Source organism: Limnohabitans sp. (assembly GCF_030158565.1).
Classification (GTDB): domain Bacteria; phylum Pseudomonadota; class Gammaproteobacteria; order Burkholderiales; family Burkholderiaceae_C; genus Limnohabitans_A.
On the sequence record NZ_JAOASQ010000037.1, the window covers coordinates 32,880 to 51,425 of the forward strand.

The window sequence follows — 18,546 nt, forward strand, 5'->3', positions numbered from 1 at the left end:
AACAAATACAGCCATCACCATTTTGAAAACAACCACACACACCCTCGCACGCCTGATGCAAGCGTTCGGCGGGGCGCTCAAACGCTCATGGCGCCTGTGCTTGCTCAGCTTGAGTTTCATGGCCGCCAGCGCCCAGGCGCAGGAGCTGGTGATCGAAAGCTGGCGCAAAGACGATCAGATTTTTTGGGACAAAGTATTGATCCCGGCTTTTCAGAGAAAGCACCCGGGCATTCGGCTGAAATTTGCCCCCGAAGAAGCGCTCAGCTACGACCCGCGTCTGGATGCCCGACTGTCCACCCGACGTGCGGGCGATCTGGTGTTTTGTCGCCCTTTTGACGGCGGCATGCGCTTGAATGCCAAGGGTTACTTGCAAGCCCTGACAGAGCCCCAACTTCAAAATTTCGATCAAAACGCCCGCCGCGCATGGACTTCGGACGATGGCAAAACAACGTATTGCATGCCGGTGGCCTATGTGATCCACGGCATCCTCTACAACAAACAAATCTTCAAAGACCTGCAGCTGGAGCCACCCAACACCGTTGCGGAGTGGATGACCTTGCTCCAAAAAGTGTCTGCCGCAGGCAAAGTCACCCCATTGGCCTTGGGCACTGCAGACATGTGGGAAACAAACCAGGTGATCTTCACGGGCTTGGGGCCGAACTTCTGGGAAGGTGAAAAATCACGGCTGGCATTGATTCAGGGCCGCAAGAAATTCACCGATCCGGAATTCATCAGGGCATGGCGCATGATGGGCCAACTCAAGCCCTACATGCACGCCAAACAAAGTGAGATGTCCAACAGCGACATCCAGATCCTGTTTGCCACGGGCTTGGCGGCCGTCTACCCCACAGGCTCATGGGACATCGACTTCCTGCGCAACACCAGCTTCGCCTACAAAAAGAAAATTGACATGGGCGTCTTCAAGCCCCCTGTGGAGGCTGTGGGTCAACGCTGTCATCTGTCGGTGCACCCAGACTTTGGGATCGGCATCAACAAAAGCACCAAACACCCCGAAGCGGCCAAACTGTTCATCGACTGGTTGGCCTCTGCGGAATTCGCCCAGTTATTGACGGACACGCTGAGTGGCTTCTTTTCCTTGTCCAAACACAAGGTCGTGGTCAATGATCCCTTGAGCCAGGAGATGCTGGATTGGCGCAAAAGCTGCGACGACACCATCCGATTGAACGCCGAAAAACTCAACCGGGTCTGGCCCTCATTGGAAGAAGAACTCTGGTACGTCAACGTGAAAGTCATCAATGGAGAGATGAGCGCTGAGCAGGCCGCAGAGCACATCCAGCGGATTCACGAAAAGAACGCGTATCTGAAAAAGTGACCGCACTTGTTCCCACAAAAAAGACCGCCGAGGCGGTCTTTTTTGTGGCGCTTGCAGATCTCAGATGAACAAGCCCCTGTACTGATCGCGTAGCAAGTTTTTTTGCACCTTGCTCATGGTGTTGCGCGGCAGCTCCGTCACCACAAAGCATTTCTTGGGGATCTTGAAATTGGCCAGCTTGGCTTTCAGCTCGGCGATGATGGCATCGGGCTGCACAGCAGCGCCTGGCTTGGCGATCACCACGGCCACCCCCACTTCACCAAAATCCGGATGCGGCACGCCCACCACGGCGCTTTCGGCCACGCCCTTCATCTCGTTGATGTAGCCCTCGATCTCGGCGGGGTACACGTTGTAGCCACCGCTGATGATCAGGTCCTTGCTGCGACCCACGATGGTGACATAACCTCGCTCATCGACCTTGCCCACGTCACCGGTCTTGAAGTACCCATCGGCTGTGAATTCTTCGGCCGTTTTTTCGGGCATGCGCCAATAGCCTTTGAACACATTGGGGCCTTTGACCTGGATGCCACCGATCTCCCCCACCGGCAAATCCAGACCATCGTCGCCGCGCACGCGCAGCGAAACATCCGGCAAAGGAAAGCCCACCGTGCCGCCTCGGCGCTCGGACTGCTGTCCATAGCGTTTGTCTGCCGCGTAGGGGTTGGACGTCAGCATGGCGGTCTCGCTCATGCCGTAGCGCTCCAAAATGGTGTGGCCCGTGCGCGCTTGCCATTCGGTGAAGGTCTCGATCAGCAAGGGGGCAGAGCCCGCAATGAACAAACGCATGTTCTTGACCGCCGCCTTGTTGAGGCTGGGCTCGGCCAGCATGCGCACATACAGCGTGGGCACGCCCATGAACACAGAGGCCTTGGCCATGTGCGCGATGGCGCGCTTGGGATCGAACTTGGCCATCCAGATCATCTTGCTGCCGTTGATCAGCGCACCGTGGATGGCCACAAACAAGCCATGCACATGGAAGATCGGCAAAGCGTGGATCAGCACGTCCCCATGGCCATCAGGTCCTCCGGTCGTCTTCCAGCCCCAGTAGTCTTTGAGCGTCAGCGCGTTGCTCAGCATGTTGCCGTGCGTGAGCATGGCGCCTTTGCTGCGGCCGGTGGTGCCGCTGGTGTAAAGGATGGCGGCCAGGTCATCGGCTTTTCGGCTGACGGTCTTGTGCTGATCGCTGTGGTGCGCCGCACGGTCGAGCAAGCTGCCGGTTCGGTCGTCGTTCAAAGTGAAGACATGCTGCGTGCCCGCCTTGAAAGCGATCTTGCTGACCCAACCGAAATTGGCACCACTGCAGACCACCACGGCGGGCTCGGCATTGCCGATGAAGTACTCGATCTCGGCGCTTTGATAAGCCGTGTTCAATGGCAAGAACACATAACCCGCCCGCAAGGTGGCCAGGTAAAGCATCATCGCTTCAACCGATTTTTCGACCTGCACCGCCACGCGACTGCCTTCGGGTAAATCGAGCGACTTCAGCAAATTGGCCATCATGGCGGTGGCACGCTCCAAGTCGGCCCAGCTGTAGCGAAGGCCTTCATCGGTCTCTACGGCGGTCGCCTGGAGGTCAGAGGGAAATGCGGCACGCAGTGCCGAAAACAAATTGTGTGAGCTCATGGATGGTGTGCAAATATGAAGAAAAAGCCCCGATCAAAGGGCCTTTGAAACCCTTGAAAAATCAATCCAGCTTGGCACCAGAGGCCTTGACCACTTGTGACCACTTGGCCAATTCTTTCTTGATGAAGCCATCGAATTGCGCACCCGTCAGGTTGGGAAACTCAGCGCCCTGCCCGGTCCACACGGCCTTGGCTTCGTCAGCCATGCACGCACGGCGCACCTCTTCAATCATGCGGGTCTGCGCATCGGCAGGCGTCCCCTTGGGGGCCCAGATGCCATACCAGGTGGACACGGTGTAGTCGGGCAGACCCAACTCGGCGGAACACGGCACGTCAGGGAAAGCGGCATTGCGCTTGCTGCCCGACACCATCAAGGCCTTGATGCGACCGCCCTTGATGTGCGCCGCCGAAGACCCCAAACCATCGAACATCATGTCCACGTTGCCCGCGATCAGGTCTTGCAATGCAGGGCCTGCACCACGGTAAGGGATGTGGGTGATGAAGGTCTTGCTTTGAAGCTTGAACAACTCGCCTGCCAAATGGTGAGAGGTGCCACCACCGGCCGAGCCATAGTTGAAGCGGCCAGGGTTCTTCTTGACTTCGTCCAAAAAGGCTTTGAAGTCGGCACCTTGAAACTTCTTGGGATTGACCACCAGCACCTGCGGCACATTGGCCACCAGGATCAGTGGCACCAGATCGCGCTCCAGGTCATAGTCAAGCTTGGGATACATGAAAGGCGCAATGGTGTGGTGCACCGCGCCCATGAAATAGCTGTAGCCATCGGGCGTACTCTTGGCTGCAACCCCGGCGCCCAAAGTACCGCCCGCGCCGCCCCGGTTGTCAACGATGAGTTGCTTACCCGTCAATTTGGAAAACTGCGCAGACATGGGCCGCGCAAAAGCGTCTGTTCCACCGCCAGCAGGAAAAGGCACGATCAAGGTCACGGGCTTGGCAGGCCAGGCGCTTTGGGCCTGTGCAACACCCGCCCCGGTGGCCGCGATCGAAGCGGCGTATTTGAGAACGCCGCGGCGATCCGTTTGGAAATTGAATGCTGTCATGGTTGTCTCCTCTTTGATGAATATCTGCCATAGAAAAAATGACGGAACTAAAAATACAAACGCGCCACGTCGTCCGAAACCGGCACATGGCCTTTTGCCAAGCCTAAGCGATAGCGATCGAGCTTGCGCAAGTCGTACAGGTAATTGACCATCAAGCCAAAAGATTGTTTGACGCCTTTGCCAGACATGTCGGCCGCCCAATGGATGTGCTCCACGCGCGCGCCATTGCCCAAATGGAAACGCGCAACAGGATCGGCCGGCCGTTCCTCGATCAGCTCTTTGCCCAGGTAATGCGCCGCGCAGCCCAAAAGCCATTGACGCAAGACCGACTTTTCCGGCAAAGTGGGCATCAGATCCAGCGCCGACAACACATGCTCGGCCGATGCAGGCTCAAACCCCACGGCACGGCCCAACTGGGATTTCAATTTTTCTGGCGTGGCCTCCAGCATGCGGCTGGCGTTTTTGTTGAGCCAGCCACGGAAACCCGGAATGGGCGACAAGGTGGCAAAAGTCTTGAGCTTGGGGAAATCCGAGCGCAGCGTCTCGACCACACGCTTGATCAGGGAATCCCCGAAACTCACCCCTTTGAGACCGGGCTGCGTGTTGCTGATGGAGTAAAAAATCGCGGTCGTGGCTTTGCTCAAATCCACGGCCTCAGCCGACTCGTCCAACAAAGGACTGATGCTGCTGGCGATCTCGTTCATGAACGCCACTTCCACAAAAATCAGCGGTTCATCGGGCAAACGCGGATGGAAAAAGCCGTAGCAACGGCGGTCCGAATCCAGCCTGTTTTTCACATCGCCCCAGCTCTTGATGTCGTGCACCGCTTCGTACTTGATCAGTTTCTCCACCAAGCTGGCGGGCGAATCCCAGCTGATGCGGCGCAACTCCAGAAAGGCGACGTCGAACCAGGTGGTGAACAGGTTCTCCAACTCGGCTTCCAAGGCCAGCAATCGCTTGTTCGATTTGAGCGCGGGCATCAAGTCCTGGCGTAAATCCACCAGAAAACGCATGCCCTCCGGGAACACCGCAAAACGTTGCAACAAGCGCGTGCGGGGCGACACCAAGGCCTTGCGCATGCGGATTTCGGCAACCCCTTCATCGGGCGTGCCCACAGCCAGCTCGTATTGCTCACGGGCTGCCCTGACCTTGGTCGCATCGGGTGCAAATTGTTCACTCATCAGCAACCAACAGTCCTGTCGCTGCTCAGGCGTGGCTTTGCTGTACCACTGGGCCACCCCCCTGGCCCGCTTGCCACCTTCCACCTCGCTCACGCTGGGGTCCACGATGGCTTGTAATTCGGTCAGGGTGCGCCGCAAAACACGCGGCGACAAGGCCTCTTCTTTTTGACGCAAAGTGGCGTTGAGGCGTTCTCGTGAAGAGCGCGCTGGAGGCCCTTTGTCAGCCGCGGCTTTGGCCGCTCTCACCTCCTGCTGGACATCTGGCACAACAGGCTGCTTGCTTTCTCGCTTGCCCGCAGGCAACCAACCTGCCACCGTGCGTCCAATCCATTCCGAAGTGCTCATGTGGGAACCCCAAGCTTGTCGTGTTCTGTGTTCACCGTGGCAATGCGGCTTTTGTTCTGGCGTGCGAGCTGCCGCAAGGCCTCGCGCTGCCGGGTCAGGTGTGTGCGCATGGCTGCCTCCGCGCCTTCGGCGTCGCGTGCTTTGAGGGCCGCGAAAATCGCCATGTGCTCGGCCAGAGACTGCGTCAAACGCCCCGGTGCCTTGAGTTGCTGCAAACGTGCGAGCTTGAGGATCTTGCGCAGATCCCCAATGACCTGCGCCAACCACTTGTTGCCCGCAATGGCGATGATGGCTTCATGGATGGCGAAATTGGCAGCGTAATAGTCGGGGATGCGGCCTTGCGCTGCGCTGTCTTCCAACTGCCGGTGCAGGCCCTCCAAAGCCAGGATGTCCGCATCACTGGCTTGCAAAGCCGCCTCGTAAGCACAACGCCCCTCCAACAAGGCGATGACTGGAAAGATATCGTCCAGATCTTGCTCTGTGACCTCGTTGACAAAGCATCCACGGCGCGGCTCATGCCGGATGAGCCCCTCTGCGGTCAGTACTTTCAGCGCTTCGCGCAGCGGCGTGCGCGAAATGGCCAGTTGCTCGCACAAGCGGCTCTCGTCCACAAATGCACCGGGTGGCAAGACCCCCGCAAAAATCAAGTCGCGCAACTGCTGCGCCACCTGATCGTGCAATGAATTGATGTGTCCTGCCATGTCGCGACTTTGGATAATTTTCTGTAATTACAGCTAATTACAACGGAAGTCCATGCTCCTTGTCGATAGCCAGACGGCACCCAAAGATCCAGAAAAACCCTGACAAAGCCATCCACAACACACCGCTGTCTGGTGGCTTCTGCGGTTCACACACAGATCCCTGTGTGACAGCCACGGTTGGTTTCATCTTTCAAAATGTTCGTCACACCAGCGTCCCTATTGACCAGCCCCCCATGACCGACATCACCGACATCACCGACATCACCGACTTCAATGCCAGCGAACTGTCTGAGCGCATCCACCAGGGAAAAATCTCCTGCACGGAGGTCATGCAGGCTTATCTGCAACGCATTGACAAGCTCAACCCACGCTACAACGCCATCGTCAATCTGGCCCCTGCAGACACGTTGATGGCTCAAGCTCGACAGTGCGACAAGGAGCTGGCACAGAGCCAATCCCGAGGCTGGCTGCATGGCATCCCACAAGCCATCAAAGACACAGGGCATGCGCTGGGCTTTCCCTCCACATTGGGCAGTCGGCTTTTGGCACAGCAAATGCCCCGGGCGGACAGCATCATGACCGCACGCATGAAAGCCGCTGGCGCCATCGTGATCGGCAAGACCAACATGCCCGAATTGGGCTTGGGCTCACACACCTTCAACGACTTGTTCGGTGCCACACCCAACGCGTGGGACAGCAGCGTGAGTGCAGGCGGCAGCAGCGGCGGCGCGGCGGTGGCGCTGGCCCAACGCATGTTGCCTGTGGCCGATGGCTCGGACTTCATGGGCAGCCTGCGCAACCCGGCGGGCTGGAACCACCTGTTTGGCATGCGCCCTTCGCAAGGCCGGGTGCCTTACGGCCCGGGTGCCGATGTGTGGGTGGACCAACTGGGCACCGAAGGGCCCATGGCCCGCAGCGTGCAAGACCTGGCAAGGCTCCTGGCCACACAGTCGGGCCGCGACCGTCGTCAGCCGCTGTCAATCAACGCTGCGCTGGACGTCTCGGACATCCAGTACACGCCAGATGCACTCCAGGGATTGCGGGTCGGATGGCTGGGAGATCTGGGCCGCCATCTGGCCATGGAAGACGGTATCTTGAACGTCTGCGAAGATGCGTTGCGTGTGATGCAAAAAGCGGGAGCCCATGTGGAGTCGACCGCGCCGGGCTTTGACACAGAGGCTTTGTGGGCATGCTGGCTGGTCTGGCGCCGTGCGCTGGTGGGCCCCAAAGCCGCTGCGCTGATGCAACTGCCTGGCGCCCGTGAAACACTCAAACCTGAAGTGTTATGGGAATACGACAACTCGCTCACGCTGTCCTACATGGATTTCCAGCGGGCCAGCCAGCATCGCACCAGGTTCTACAACCAGCTGCTTCAGATGTTCGAGCGCTTCGATGTGCTGGCCCTGCCTGTGGCGCAAGCTTGGCCTTTTCCGCTGGAAGAACGCTGGCCGCAAAAAATCGGCGAACGCCCGATGGACACCTATCACCGCTGGATGGAGTGCACCATCTACGCCACCTTGGCGGGTTTGCCCGCGATCAGCCTGCCCGCTGGCTTTCACCCCACCCAGCCTTGGCCCATGGGTATCCAGCTGATTGGCAAGCCGCAAGGAGATGTGGCTTTGTTGCAGGTGGCAGCGGCCTACGAAGCCGTGCGCAGCGACTGGCTGCAACGCCGACCTTCTTGATTCAAGTCGCAGCGGCTCGTCGACCACACCAGAACCAGAAAGCTGCGCCCAAAACGATCATTGGCAGACACAGCCACTGCCCCATGCTCATGCCCAAGCTCAAGAGGCCCAGATGCGCATCGGGTTCACGGAAATACTCGGCCACGAAGCGGAACACGCCGTAACCGAACAGGAAAGCAAAGGCCACCTGCCCTTGCGCCCTAGGCTTGCGGGCGTACAGCCACAGCAGCACAAACAGCAAGACACCTTCCATCAGGAACTGGTAGATCTGCGAGGGATGACGGGGCAAATCACCCGTACCACGGAACAGCATGGCCCAAGGCAGGCTCGGGTCGGCGACGCGACCCCAGAGTTCGCCGTTGATGAAGTTGCCAATGCGCCCAGCGGCCAAGCCCGTGGGCACACAAGGCGCCACAAAGTCCATCACTTGCAAGAACGGCCGCTTGCGCGACCACGCAAACCAGACCATGGAGGCCATCACGCCCAGCATGCCGCCATGAAAGCTCATGCCGCCTTGCCAGACCGCCAAAACTTCCAGCGGATGCGAGGCGTAATAGCCGGGTTTGTAAAACAGGCAATAACCGATGCGACCGCCCAGCACCACGCCGAGCACGCCCAGGAACAGGATGTCTTCTACATCCTGGCGCGTCCACTCGGACAAACGCGAGAACGGCAAGTGGTGCAGACGGCACGTGCCCAACCAGTAAAACAGCGCAAAAGCGGCCAGGTAGGTCAAGCCATACCAATGGACAGCCAAAGGGCCCAGTTGCAGGGCGACGGGATCGATTTGAGGGTGGATCAGCATGGGGAGCGATTGTGCCCGCAATGTGGGGCACGCATCAGCATGCTGTCCAACACAGTTGTATCAACCCAGCAGCGACAAATCGCGCACAGCGCCCTTGTCGGCCGAGGTGGCCAGCAAGGCATAGGCCTTCAATGCCGCTGAAATTTTGCGTGGGCGTGGCAAGGCTGGCTTCCAGCCCAGCTTGTCTTGCTCCACACGGCGCTTGGCCAGCTCCTCGTCGCTCACCAGCACGTTGATCGAACGGTTAGGGATGTCGATGCGGATGCGGTCGCCATTGCGCACCAAACCGATGGTGCCACCCGCTGCTGCTTCGGGCGAGCAGTGGCCAATCGACAAGCCCGAAGTACCACCTGAGAAACGACCGTCGGTCAGCAAGGCGCAGGCTTTGCCCAGGCCTTTGGATTTGATGTAGCTCGTGGGGTACAGCATTTCCTGCATGCCGGGGCCGCCTTTGGGGCCTTCGTAGCGCACGACCACGATGTCGCCCGCCTTGACCTTGTCGCTCAGGATGTTCTCCACGGCTTCGTCTTGCGACTCGACCACGTGGGCCGGGCCTTCAAACACCAGCAGGCTGTCGTCCACGCCTGCGGTCTTCACCACACAGCCGTCCAGCGCGATGTTGCCGCGCAGCACGGCCAAGCCACCTTCCTTATTGAAGGCGTGCTCAATGGAGCGGATGCAGCCTTCGGCGCGGTCGGTGTCCAGGCTTGGCCAACGGGTGTTCTGGCTGAAAGCCACTTGCGATGGGATGCCTGCAGGGCCAGCCATGTAAAAGTGCTTGACCGCATCCGACGGGTTACGGGCGATGTCCCACTGGTCCAGCGCGTCTTTCATGGTCTTGGCGTGCACGGTGGGCACGTCGGTGTGCAGACGGCCTGCGCGGTCCAACTCGCCCAGAATGCCCATGATGCCGCCAGCGCGGTGCACGTCTTCGATGTGGTACTTGTTGGTGTTGGGCGCGACCTTGCACAGCTGGGGCACGATCTTCGACATGCGGTCGATGTCGGCCATGGTGAATTCAATCTCGGCTTCCTGGGCAATCGCCAGCAGGTGCAAGATGGTGTTGGTCGAGCCGCCCATGGCGATGTCGAGCGCGATCGCGTTTTCAAAGGCCTTGAAGCCCATGGAACGGGGCAGCAAGGTGTCATCGCCCTGCTCGTAGTAGCGCTTGGCCATGTCCACGATGGTGCGACCGGCTTGCTTGAACAGCTGCTCGCGGTCAGCGTGTGTGGCCACCACGGTGCCGTTGCCGGGCAAGGCCAGGCCCAAGGCCTCGGCCAGACAGTTCATCGAGTTGGCGGTGAACATGCCGGAGCAGGAACCGCAGGTCGGGCAAGCCGAACGTTCGATTTCGGCCAGGTCGGCATCGCTCACCTTGTCGTCGGCCGCCATCACCATGGCGTCGATCAGGTCGAGCTTTTTGAACTCCATGACTTGCGTCTGGGGGTTGGCCAGGCGCACCTTGCCCGCTTCCATGGGGCCGCCGGACACAAAAATGACCGGGATGTTCAGGCGCATGGCGGCCATCAGCATGCCGGGGGTGATCTTGTCGCAGTTGGAGATGCAGACGATCGCGTCAGCACAGTGCGCGTTGACCATGTACTCAACCGAGTCGGCAATGATGTCCCGGCTGGGCAGCGAATACAGCATGCCGTCGTGGCCCATGGCAATGCCGTCGTCCACGGCAATCGTGTTGAATTCCTTGGCCACGCCGCCAGCGGCTTCAATCTCGCGGGCCACCAGCTGGCCCAGGTCTTTCAGGTGCACGTGGCCGGGCACGAACTGGGTGAAGGAGTTGGCGATGGCGATGATCGGCTTGCTGAAGTCATCGTCCTTCATGCCCGTGGCGCGCCACAGGGAACGGGCACCCGCCATGTTGCGGCCAGCGGTGGATGTTTTTGAGCGGTAAGCGGGCATTCAAGGCTCCTGTCGGAAATACATGAAAAAAGTCATCGGATTATGGCCCAGCACAAGCATGCGCTGGTCACGCAAGACAAAGACTCAGTCACCTGTAAGTCAATCACCCCAAAATCCGGATCCAGCTACACTCGCAGCCAAGAGCTCCTTGGGCTCGCCCCCCGATCCTTTTAACCCACAAGGTACCGACATGAAAAAATTCGTTCTTGCCCTGGCCATGACCGCTGCCGCCGCAGCCCCTGCTTTTGCTGACCTGGCATTGGCCACCTCCAAAAACTGCATGGCTTGCCATGCAGTTGACAAAAAACTGGTGGGCCCCAGCTACAAAGATGTGGCCGCCAAGTACAAAGCTGACAAGTCGGCTGTCGACAAGCTCGCCACCAAAATCGTCAAAGGCGGTTCGGGCGTTTGGGGTGCAGTGCCCATGCCAGCCAACCCTCAGGTGAATGAAGCGGAAGCCAAAAAATTGGCCGCTTGGGTCTTGAGCGCCAAGTAATTAGCCCACCGTTGGCTTTGGCCTCATCAAAAAAACCCGCTGAAAACAGCGGGTTTTTTGTTTTTGGGAACTCACACGCTGTGGGTCCCCATGCCCGATCAGATCAAAGGCCGATGGCTGCGATACCGGCTTTGGCAATCTGGGCGTCTTCATTGGACTTGACCCCGCTCACGCCCACTGCGCCAAGACAAGCGCCGTCTTTCATGATCGGCACGCCACCTTCGAGCATGCCTTCCACGGCAGGAGCCGACAGGAAGGAGTAACGACCGCCGTTGATGACGTCTTCATACACTTTGCTTTCGCGCTGACCCAGCGCTGCTGTGTGAGCCTTGGCTGGCGCAATGTGCGAAGAAATGGGAGGCGCACCGTTCAGGCGCTGGAAGTGCAAAAGGTGGCCGCCCGCATCGACGATGGCAATGCTGACGTTCCAATTGTTTTTCTGGGCTTCGGCTTGAGCGGCTGCGGCAATGGCTTGCACGTCGGACAGTTCGAGAACGGATTGTGTTTTCATGATGTGTTTGAAAGGGAAAAAACAAATGGCAAGCATACACGGGCTCACCTGCACGAATTGCACACTTGAGCGCAAAAGTGCTTCACCCGGATAACCCCATTCCTTCGCGGATATTGCCAGCTTGCGACTGGCCCACCCTACAATGTAATGGCCCTGAATGCAGGGTTTGAACAGGAGACACACATGAGCGACCTTCGCACACTGAACACCACCGACTGGGGCCACAACAGTGCCGCCACACGCAACCGCGTGTTACGCAACACCTACTGGCTGCTGGCCCTGAGCCTCTTGCCCACCGTTTTGGGCGCCTGGCTGGGCGTGGCCACCGGTATCACCGCCACACTGACAGGTGGTTTGGGCTTGATCGTGTTTCTGGCTGGGGCCTTTGGCTTTATGTTCGCTATCGAGAAAACCAAGAACTCTGCCGCTGGCGTGCCTGTGCTGCTGGGCTTTACGTTCTTCATGGGCTTGATGCTCTCGCGCATGATCGCCATGGTGCTGGGCTTTAAAAACGGCTCTGACCTGATCATGACCGCGTTTGCGGGCACCGCCGGGGTGTTCTTCGTCATGGCCAGCCTGGCCAGTACCATCAAGCGTGACCTGTCGGGCATGGGCAAATGGTTGATGGTCGGCGCTTTGGCCATCATGATCGGCGGCATCATCAACGTGTTCGTCGGCTCCAGCGTGGGCATGATGGTGATCTCGGTCATGGCCATTGGCATCTTCAGCGCCTACATGCTGTACGACCTCAAGCAGATCGTTGACGGCGGCGAGACCAACTACATCAGCGCCACCCTGGCCCTGTACCTGGACATCTTGAACGTGTTCCAGAGCCTGCTGGCCCTCTTGGGCATCATGGGCGGCGAGCGCGACTGAACACCCTTCCCGCACAGCAAAAAGGCTCCCAAGGGAGCCTTTTTTCATGGTTCGTCGCCAGCCTCACGCCAGCTCGAACACCGCCATGCTCTCCACGTGCGCCGTGTGGGCAAACATGTTGATGACGCCTGCGCTCACGCAGCGGTAACCCGCGCGGTGCACCAGCAAGCCAGCGTCGCGCGCCAAGGTGGCTGGGTTGCAGCTGACATACACGATGCGCTTGGGCGGGGTCCAGCCTTGGCGCAGTTCTTGGTTCTCGTGCAGCTCGGCCAGGGCTTTGGACAAAGCGAATGCACCCTCTCGCGGTGGGTCCACCAGCCATTTGTCGGCCGTGCCATCGGCGACCAGCATCTCAGGCGTCATCTCGAACAGGTTGCGCGCCACAAAACTCGTGGGGGCCAGAGGCTGCCCTTCAGGTCGATCGGCCTGGTTGCGGGCGTAGTTGTCGCGCGAGCGGGCCACCAAGGTCTCTGCGCCCTCGATGCCCAGCACCTCGGCTGCCTGCGTGGCAATCGGCAAGGTGAAGTTGCCCAAACCGCAAAACCAGTCGATCACGCGTTCGTTCTTTTGCGCTTGCAACAAACGCAGCGCACGGGCCACCAGCACGCGGTTGATGAAAGGGTTGACCTGAGTGAAATCGGTGGGGCGGAACGGCATGGTGATGCCAAAGTCGGGCAAGCCGTAGCTCAGCTGTGGGCCGCCCGTCTCGAGCAAATGCACCGTGTCCGGCCCTTTGGGCTGCAGCCACCATTGCACCTGGTGCTGCTCGCCAAAGGCGCGCAGTTTGGCCAGATCACCCTCGCTCAAAGGCTCCAGGTGGCGCAGGACCATGGCGGTGACCTCATCACCGCAGGCCAGCTCGATCTGGGGCAAGGTTTCACGGGCTTCCATTTGAGCGATCAGGGCACGCAGGGGCATCAACATGGCGCTGACATGGGGCGGCAAAATGCGGCAGACCTTCATGTCGGCAATGTAGCGGCTCTTGCGCTCGTGGAAACCAATCAGGACTTCGCCCTTCTTGATCACATAGCGCACCGACATGCGGGCGCGGTAGCGGTAGCCCCATGTGGGCCCTTCGATCGGACGCAGCATGGTGTCGGCTTTGACTTTGCCCAGGTGCCAGAGGTTGTCTTCGAGCACGCGCTGCTTGATGGCCACTTGCGCAGAAGCCTCCAGATGTTGCATCTTGCAGCCGCCACAAGCGCCACTGTGCAAACCAAAATGCGGGCAACCAGGCGTGACACGCTGGGAGGATTCCGAGTGGATCTCGGTGACGGTGCCCTGCTCCCAGTTGTTCTTTTTGCGACCGACCTGGACAGAGACCACTTCAAAAGGCAAGGCGCCTTCGATGAAAACCACTTTGCCGTCAGGGCGGCGGGCGATGCCTTGGGCATCCATGTCCAGAGAGCCGACGCGCAACCAGCCTTCGGGCAAATCGTCGCTGTTGGGGGCTTCGTGTTGGGGGATGGAGAGTTCTTGTTTTTCGCTCATGCCCCGATTGTCTCATTGGGCCAGGCGCAAATTCAGACCCAGGCCTGCAGGTATTCCTGCCAATGCGGCTCTTGGCCCGCCAAGGCGGCCACATTGTCTTTGACGAACTGGATTTCCTGCATGTATTCGGCCTCGGTCAGGCCGCCGCGCATTTTTTGAAAGCGGCAATACAGCAAATAGGTGTTCATCACATCGGTTTCGCAGTAACGGCGCACGTCTTCGGTTTGACCCGCCAGAAACTGCTCGTAGACTTGCGAGCCGTCCATGCCCAGCTTGCCCGGGAAACCGCACAATTTGGCCATCGCGTCCATGGGCGCGTTGTTGCGCGGGGTGTACTTGGCCAGCAAGTCCATGAGGTCCAGATGGCGCATGTGGTAACGCGAAATGTAGTTGTTCCACTTGAACTCGCGGTCGCTGCCATGCGTGCCCTCGCCCAAGTCCCAGTACTTGTCGGCCACCACCCCATGCTGCAAGCCACGGTAATGCAGCACCGGCAGGTCAAAGCCACTGCCGTTCCAGCTCACCAGTTGCGGCTCGTGTTTTTCGATGACGTTGAAGAAGGTCTGAACGATGCGGCCTTCGCTTTGGCCATCGCGGTCCACAAAGGAATGGACGCGCAAGCCCTCGGCATTGCGAAAAACACAGCTGATCGCCAGCACTTTTTGCAGGTACAGGGGCATGAAATCGCTTTGCCCCTGGGCTGCGCGTTCGGCCTTCCACTGGGCATGCACCTGGGCATCGGTCAGCTCGGGCGATGCGCCATTCAGACGCCGCCAGCCGGCCATGTCGGGAATGGTCTCAATGTCAAAGACCAGGACAGGCCAAGCCATGCAGGACTTTCAGCGGGCGGGCAAAAACTTGGCCGGATCGACTGGCTTACCCTGACGGCGCACCTCGAAGTGCAGCTTGACACGGTCGGCATCGGTGTTGCCCATCTCGGCGATCTTTTCGCCCTTGCGCACTTTCTGGTCTTCTTTGACCAGCAGTTTCTGGTTATGGGCGTAGGCCGTCAAGAAGGTGTTGTTGTGCTTCAAGATGATCAAGTTGCCATAGCCACGCAGACCTGAACCGGCGTAAACCACTTGACCATCTGCGGATGCCATCACGGCATCACCGGCCTTGCCCGCAATGTCCAGCCCTTTGTTCTTTGAATCGTCAAAGCCACCAATCAATGTGCCATTCGAGGGCCAGATGAAACCCAAGCCCTCGTCGGCAACCACCGATGCAGCGGACGGATTGACAGGCGCAGGCTTGGCGGATGGGGTGGCCGCTGGCATTTCTGCGCTCGAAGTGACGGGCCGAACCACGACGCCCGAAGCTTCGACAGCCGCGCCCGGGGGCGCAACCCGCAAAACCTGCCCCACCTCGATCACATCGGGATTGCTCAGGTTGTTCCAGCGCGCCAAATCGCGCCTGGACTGACCGTGCTCCAAACCGATGCGGGTCAGGGTCTCGCCGCGTTGAACGGTGTAATAGCCCGGTTTGCCCGCATTTTCTGCACCGGGCAAAACCTTGGCAGGGGCCGCAGGCGCATCGACAACGCCGGTGCCCGTTCGCGAACTGGCGATGCGGTCTTCGACGGGCGCCATGACACGGGGGGCTGAAGAGCAGCCCACCAATACAGCGGCACCGATCGTCAATGCAAAAAAGGATGAGATGCGTTGAAGTTCAATCATGAATTCTTTCATTTAAGCAACGCCGGATTTTAGAGGCACAAAATGCACGGCCTCCAACACCTGGCGATCAAATCCTTCGGCGGTCCGAAGAATCACCACCAAAGCCTGATGGCCTGCCGGTGTGATCGTCGGCGCCACCAATCGCCCACCAACAGCCAACTGGTCCAGCCAAGCCTGGGGCACGGATTCACCGCCAGCCGCCGAGATGATGCCTGCGTATGGCCCGCCTTTGGGGTAGCCCAGCATGCCATCGCCAAAAATCAAATGGACATTGTGCAAGCGCAAAGGACGCAGATTCTCTCGCGATTTTTCGTGCAAGCCACGCAGGCGCTCAAGGCTGTAAACCTCTGTGGCCACATGGCTGAGCACCGCAGCCTGGTAGCCGCACCCTGTGCCGATTTCCAGAATGCGGCCCAATTTGCCCGAAATGCCCTCACGCATCAACTCGATCATGCGGGCCACCACATTGGGCTTGGAGATGGTCTGCCCTAAGCCAATCGGCAAACTGGTGTCTTCATAGGCTTGCACTGCCAAGGCGGTTTCCACAAAACGGTGGCGCTCCACCAAGCCCATGGCCTGCAGCACCATCGGGTCTTGCAAACCCTGAGCGGCCAAGTTGCTGACCATGCGGGCACGCAAAGGGCCATAATCCATGCCCATGCCCAAGCCCGAGCGCAAAGGCGCCGATCGTTGCGCAGGTGAAGTGCCTGCCACAGCCTTGCTGGGCACAGGCTTAGGCGTGGGCATGGCCACAGGTCTTTGAGTGCCCACAAGGGGCGCCGGGGTACGGGTAGTGCGTGGTGCCCCAAGTGCGGGCAATTTGGCAGGGAAACCGGGGCGCTGACTCATGCAGGCTCCGTCACATGTAAACGTTCAAATGCACGCGACCACAGGTCGAGCGACTGGTGTTCGGTCAAATCCACCTTCAGCGGCGTGACCACCATGTGCCCCAGTTTGGCCGCGTGAAAGTCCGTGCCTTCGCTGTCGTCCATCGCAGGCCCTGCGTTGCCGATCCAGTACATGGTCTGGCCACGGGGGTCCACCTGCGTGATCACAGGCTCTGCCGAGTGGCGGCGCCCCAAACGGCACAACTGAGGTGCACGGATCTGCTCCAGTGGCAAATTCGGGATGTTCACATTCAACAACCAAGGCTGTGCATGGAGCAAGTCACCCGACTGCATTTGGGCGATCAGCTGTTTGATCTTTTGCGCCGCAGCATCCACATGGGCCCAGCCTTTTTCCATTTGCGATACCGCGATGGCCGGGATGCCGAACAGATAGCCCTCCATCGCCGCGCCCACGGTACCCGAATACAAGGTGTCATCGCCCATGTTGGCACCGTTGTTGATGCCGGAGACCACCAGATCAGGTCGGTAGCCGAGCAAACCCGTCAAAGCAATGTGCACGCAATCGGCGGGGGTGCCGTTGACATAACGAAAACCATTGTCAGCGCGGTTCACATACAACGGGGTGTGCAAAGTCAGAGCGTTCGATTTGGCGCTGTTGTTGTGCTCGGGCGCGACCACCTCCACATCGGCGATGGTTTTGAGCGCTTCATAAAGCGCCACGATCCCCTCTGCGCGAAAGCCATCGTCGTTCGAGATGAGAATTTTCATGTGGGGTTCCAGTGTGGACTCCGATTGTAGAGGGCCCTCCTTCGGCGGATGTGACAAAACGCAGCGAAATCCCGGTCGCTCGGGGGACATAAATTCAGCAGCGCCATCCCTACCATCGTCCGCAGTCCAAAACACACACCTCAGGAGACATTGAATGCACGCATGGCTTTGCGAAAACCCCATTGGCGTTGACGCGCTGACCTGGAAAGAGCTGCCCACCCCCACACCCTCGGCGGGTCAGGTACTGCTCAAAATTGAGGCGGCCAGCCTCAACTTTCCAGACCTCTTGATCGTTCAAAACAAGTACCAGATGAAGCCCGAGCTGCCTTTCGTGCCGGGTTCTGAATACGCGGGCGTTGTCGAAGCCGTGGGCGAAGGCGTCACCCACCTGAAAGTCGGCCAATCAGTGGCATGCCTGTCGGGCACCGGCGGATTTGGCACCCACACCCTGGCACCCGCCAAGCTGTGCATGCCGCTGCCCGCGGGCTTTCCAGCCGTCGATGCGGCCGCGTTCATCATGACCTACGCCACCTCGCACCATGCGCTGGTGGATCGCGCCGCCCTCAAAGCCGGAGAAACCGTGCTGGTATTGGGCGCTGCAGGCGGTGTTGGCACAGCGGCCATCCAAATCGCCAAAGCGATGGGGGCCAAAGTGATCGCGGCCGCATCGACCGATGAAAAATGCGCTTTGTGCAAAACCTTGGGCGCAGACGCCACCATCAACTACAGCACCGAAAACCTGCGCGAAGCCCTCAAGACCTTGACCGAAGGCAAAGGGCCCGATGTGATTTACGACCCGGTGGGCGGCGAGTTTGCAGAACCGGCTTTCCGCTCCATCGCTTGGCGCGGCCGTTATCTGGTGGTGGGCTTTGCAGGTGGCCCTATTCCAACCCTGCCCCTGAATTTGCCTTTGCTCAAAGGCGCTTCTTTGGTGGGTGTGTTCTGGGGCGACTTCGCCCGCCGCGAACCCCATGCCAATGCCGCCATGATGGCCGAGCTGGCCCAGTGGTACGGCCAAGGCAAGATCAAACCCGTGATTGACAGCACCATGCCCATGGCCGACCTGAAGGCAGCCTATGCCCACATGGGTTCACGTGGCGTGAAGGGCAAGCTGGTGATGGTCAACTGATCCTCGCCAACCCAAGAAAAAAGCCCTTGCATTGCTGCAAGGGCTTGATTTACTTGGGGTGGCTGATGGGGCTCGAACCCACGACAACAGGAATCACAATCCTG

General features: G+C 59.3%; 17 protein-coding genes. 5 read left to right on the forward strand and 12 right to left on the reverse strand.

All coding sequences use genetic code 11. The features are described 5' to 3' along the window. Positions 1-22: 22 nt before the first annotated feature. Positions 23-1,333 carry an ABC transporter substrate-binding protein gene (locus tag Q1W40_RS07705; RefSeq protein WP_300710679.1) on the forward strand — a complete coding sequence of 437 codons (1,311 nt, stop codon included), beginning with the start codon at positions 23-25 and terminating at the stop codon, positions 1,331-1,333. Between the two features lie 60 nt (positions 1,334-1,393). Here the strand turns inward: Q1W40_RS07705 and Q1W40_RS07710 are convergent, their stop codons facing one another. From Q1W40_RS07710 to Q1W40_RS07725, 4 genes are all read right to left on the reverse strand, one after another. Continuing rightward, a complete protein-coding gene (locus tag Q1W40_RS07710; RefSeq protein ID WP_300710681.1) occupies positions 1,394-2,956 on the reverse strand; it encodes a malonyl-CoA synthase in 1,563 nt (520 codons plus the stop codon). 61 nt (positions 2,957-3,017) lie between these two features. Further along, the gene (locus Q1W40_RS07715) at positions 3,018-4,013 is read right to left on the reverse strand and encodes a tripartite tricarboxylate transporter substrate-binding protein (RefSeq protein WP_300710683.1); all 996 of its coding nucleotides are present in this window, start codon (positions 4,011-4,013) and stop codon (positions 3,018-3,020) included. A 47-nt stretch (positions 4,014-4,060) separates the two neighbouring features. After that, entirely contained in the window at positions 4,061-5,539 is a 1,479-nt protein-coding gene (locus tag Q1W40_RS07720) for a malonyl-CoA decarboxylase (RefSeq protein WP_300710685.1), read from the reverse strand. Next, entirely contained in the window at positions 5,536-6,240 is a 705-nt protein-coding gene (locus tag Q1W40_RS07725) for a GntR family transcriptional regulator (RefSeq protein WP_300710687.1), read from the reverse strand. Before Q1W40_RS07725 ends, Q1W40_RS07720 begins: the two co-directional genes overlap by 4 nt. A gap of 233 nt (positions 6,241-6,473) precedes the next feature. Between Q1W40_RS07725 and Q1W40_RS07730 the strand changes: the two genes are divergently transcribed. Further along, positions 6,474-7,925 carry an amidase gene (locus Q1W40_RS07730; protein WP_300710689.1) on the forward strand — a complete coding sequence of 484 codons (1,452 nt, stop codon included), beginning with the start codon at positions 6,474-6,476 and terminating at the stop codon, positions 7,923-7,925. Position 7,926: 1 nt separating this feature from the next. Here the strand turns inward: Q1W40_RS07730 and lgt are convergent, their stop codons facing one another. After that, the gene (lgt, locus tag Q1W40_RS07735; RefSeq protein WP_300710691.1) at positions 7,927-8,730 is read right to left on the reverse strand and encodes a prolipoprotein diacylglyceryl transferase; all 804 of its coding nucleotides are present in this window, start codon (positions 8,728-8,730) and stop codon (positions 7,927-7,929) included. Between the two features lie 60 nt (positions 8,731-8,790). After that, the gene (ilvD, locus tag Q1W40_RS07740) at positions 8,791-10,647 is read right to left on the reverse strand and encodes a dihydroxy-acid dehydratase (RefSeq protein WP_300710693.1); all 1,857 of its coding nucleotides are present in this window, start codon (positions 10,645-10,647) and stop codon (positions 8,791-8,793) included. Positions 10,648-10,837: 190 nt separating this feature from the next. Between ilvD and Q1W40_RS07745 the strand changes: the two genes are divergently transcribed. Continuing rightward, a complete protein-coding gene (locus Q1W40_RS07745; protein ID WP_108322803.1) occupies positions 10,838-11,143 on the forward strand; it encodes a c-type cytochrome in 306 nt (101 codons plus the stop codon). A 103-nt stretch (positions 11,144-11,246) separates the two neighbouring features. On the opposite strand, the gene Q1W40_RS07750 is transcribed toward Q1W40_RS07745, so the two are convergent. Then, positions 11,247-11,654 (reverse strand): heme-binding protein, encoded by a 408-nt coding sequence (locus Q1W40_RS07750; protein WP_300710696.1) that lies wholly within the window; start codon positions 11,652-11,654, stop codon positions 11,247-11,249. 183 nt (positions 11,655-11,837) lie between these two features. On the opposite strand from Q1W40_RS07750, the gene Q1W40_RS07755 reads away from it, so the two are divergent. Beyond that, the gene (locus Q1W40_RS07755; RefSeq protein WP_300710698.1) at positions 11,838-12,530 is read left to right on the forward strand and encodes a Bax inhibitor-1/YccA family protein; all 693 of its coding nucleotides are present in this window, start codon (positions 11,838-11,840) and stop codon (positions 12,528-12,530) included. A 63-nt stretch (positions 12,531-12,593) separates the two neighbouring features. On the opposite strand, the gene rlmD is transcribed toward Q1W40_RS07755, so the two are convergent. From rlmD to surE, 5 genes are read right to left on the reverse strand one after another with little or no spacing between them, the layout of a single operon-like run. Beyond that, the gene (rlmD, locus tag Q1W40_RS07760) at positions 12,594-14,021 is read right to left on the reverse strand and encodes a 23S rRNA (uracil(1939)-C(5))-methyltransferase RlmD (protein ID WP_300710700.1); all 1,428 of its coding nucleotides are present in this window, start codon (positions 14,019-14,021) and stop codon (positions 12,594-12,596) included. Between the two features lie 32 nt (positions 14,022-14,053). After that, positions 14,054-14,851, reverse strand: coding sequence for a 3'-5' exonuclease (locus Q1W40_RS07765; protein WP_300710702.1), 798 nt, complete (start codon positions 14,849-14,851; stop codon positions 14,054-14,056). A gap of 9 nt (positions 14,852-14,860) precedes the next feature. Next, a complete protein-coding gene (locus tag Q1W40_RS07770; protein WP_300710704.1) occupies positions 14,861-15,697 on the reverse strand; it encodes a peptidoglycan DD-metalloendopeptidase family protein in 837 nt (278 codons plus the stop codon). Between the two features lie 12 nt (positions 15,698-15,709). Next, positions 15,710-16,546: a protein-L-isoaspartate(D-aspartate) O-methyltransferase gene (locus tag Q1W40_RS07775; RefSeq protein WP_300710706.1), complete on the reverse strand. Its 837-nt coding sequence runs from the start codon at positions 16,544-16,546 to the stop codon at positions 15,710-15,712. Then, entirely contained in the window at positions 16,543-17,313 is a 771-nt protein-coding gene (gene surE, locus Q1W40_RS07780) for a 5'/3'-nucleotidase SurE (RefSeq protein WP_300710708.1), read from the reverse strand. Before surE ends, Q1W40_RS07775 begins: the two co-directional genes overlap by 4 nt. A 154-nt stretch (positions 17,314-17,467) precedes the next feature. On the opposite strand from surE, the gene Q1W40_RS07785 reads away from it, so the two are divergent. Continuing rightward, entirely contained in the window at positions 17,468-18,442 is a 975-nt protein-coding gene (locus Q1W40_RS07785; protein ID WP_300710710.1) for an NADPH:quinone oxidoreductase family protein, read from the forward strand. The last annotated feature ends 104 nt before the right edge of the window (positions 18,443-18,546 follow it).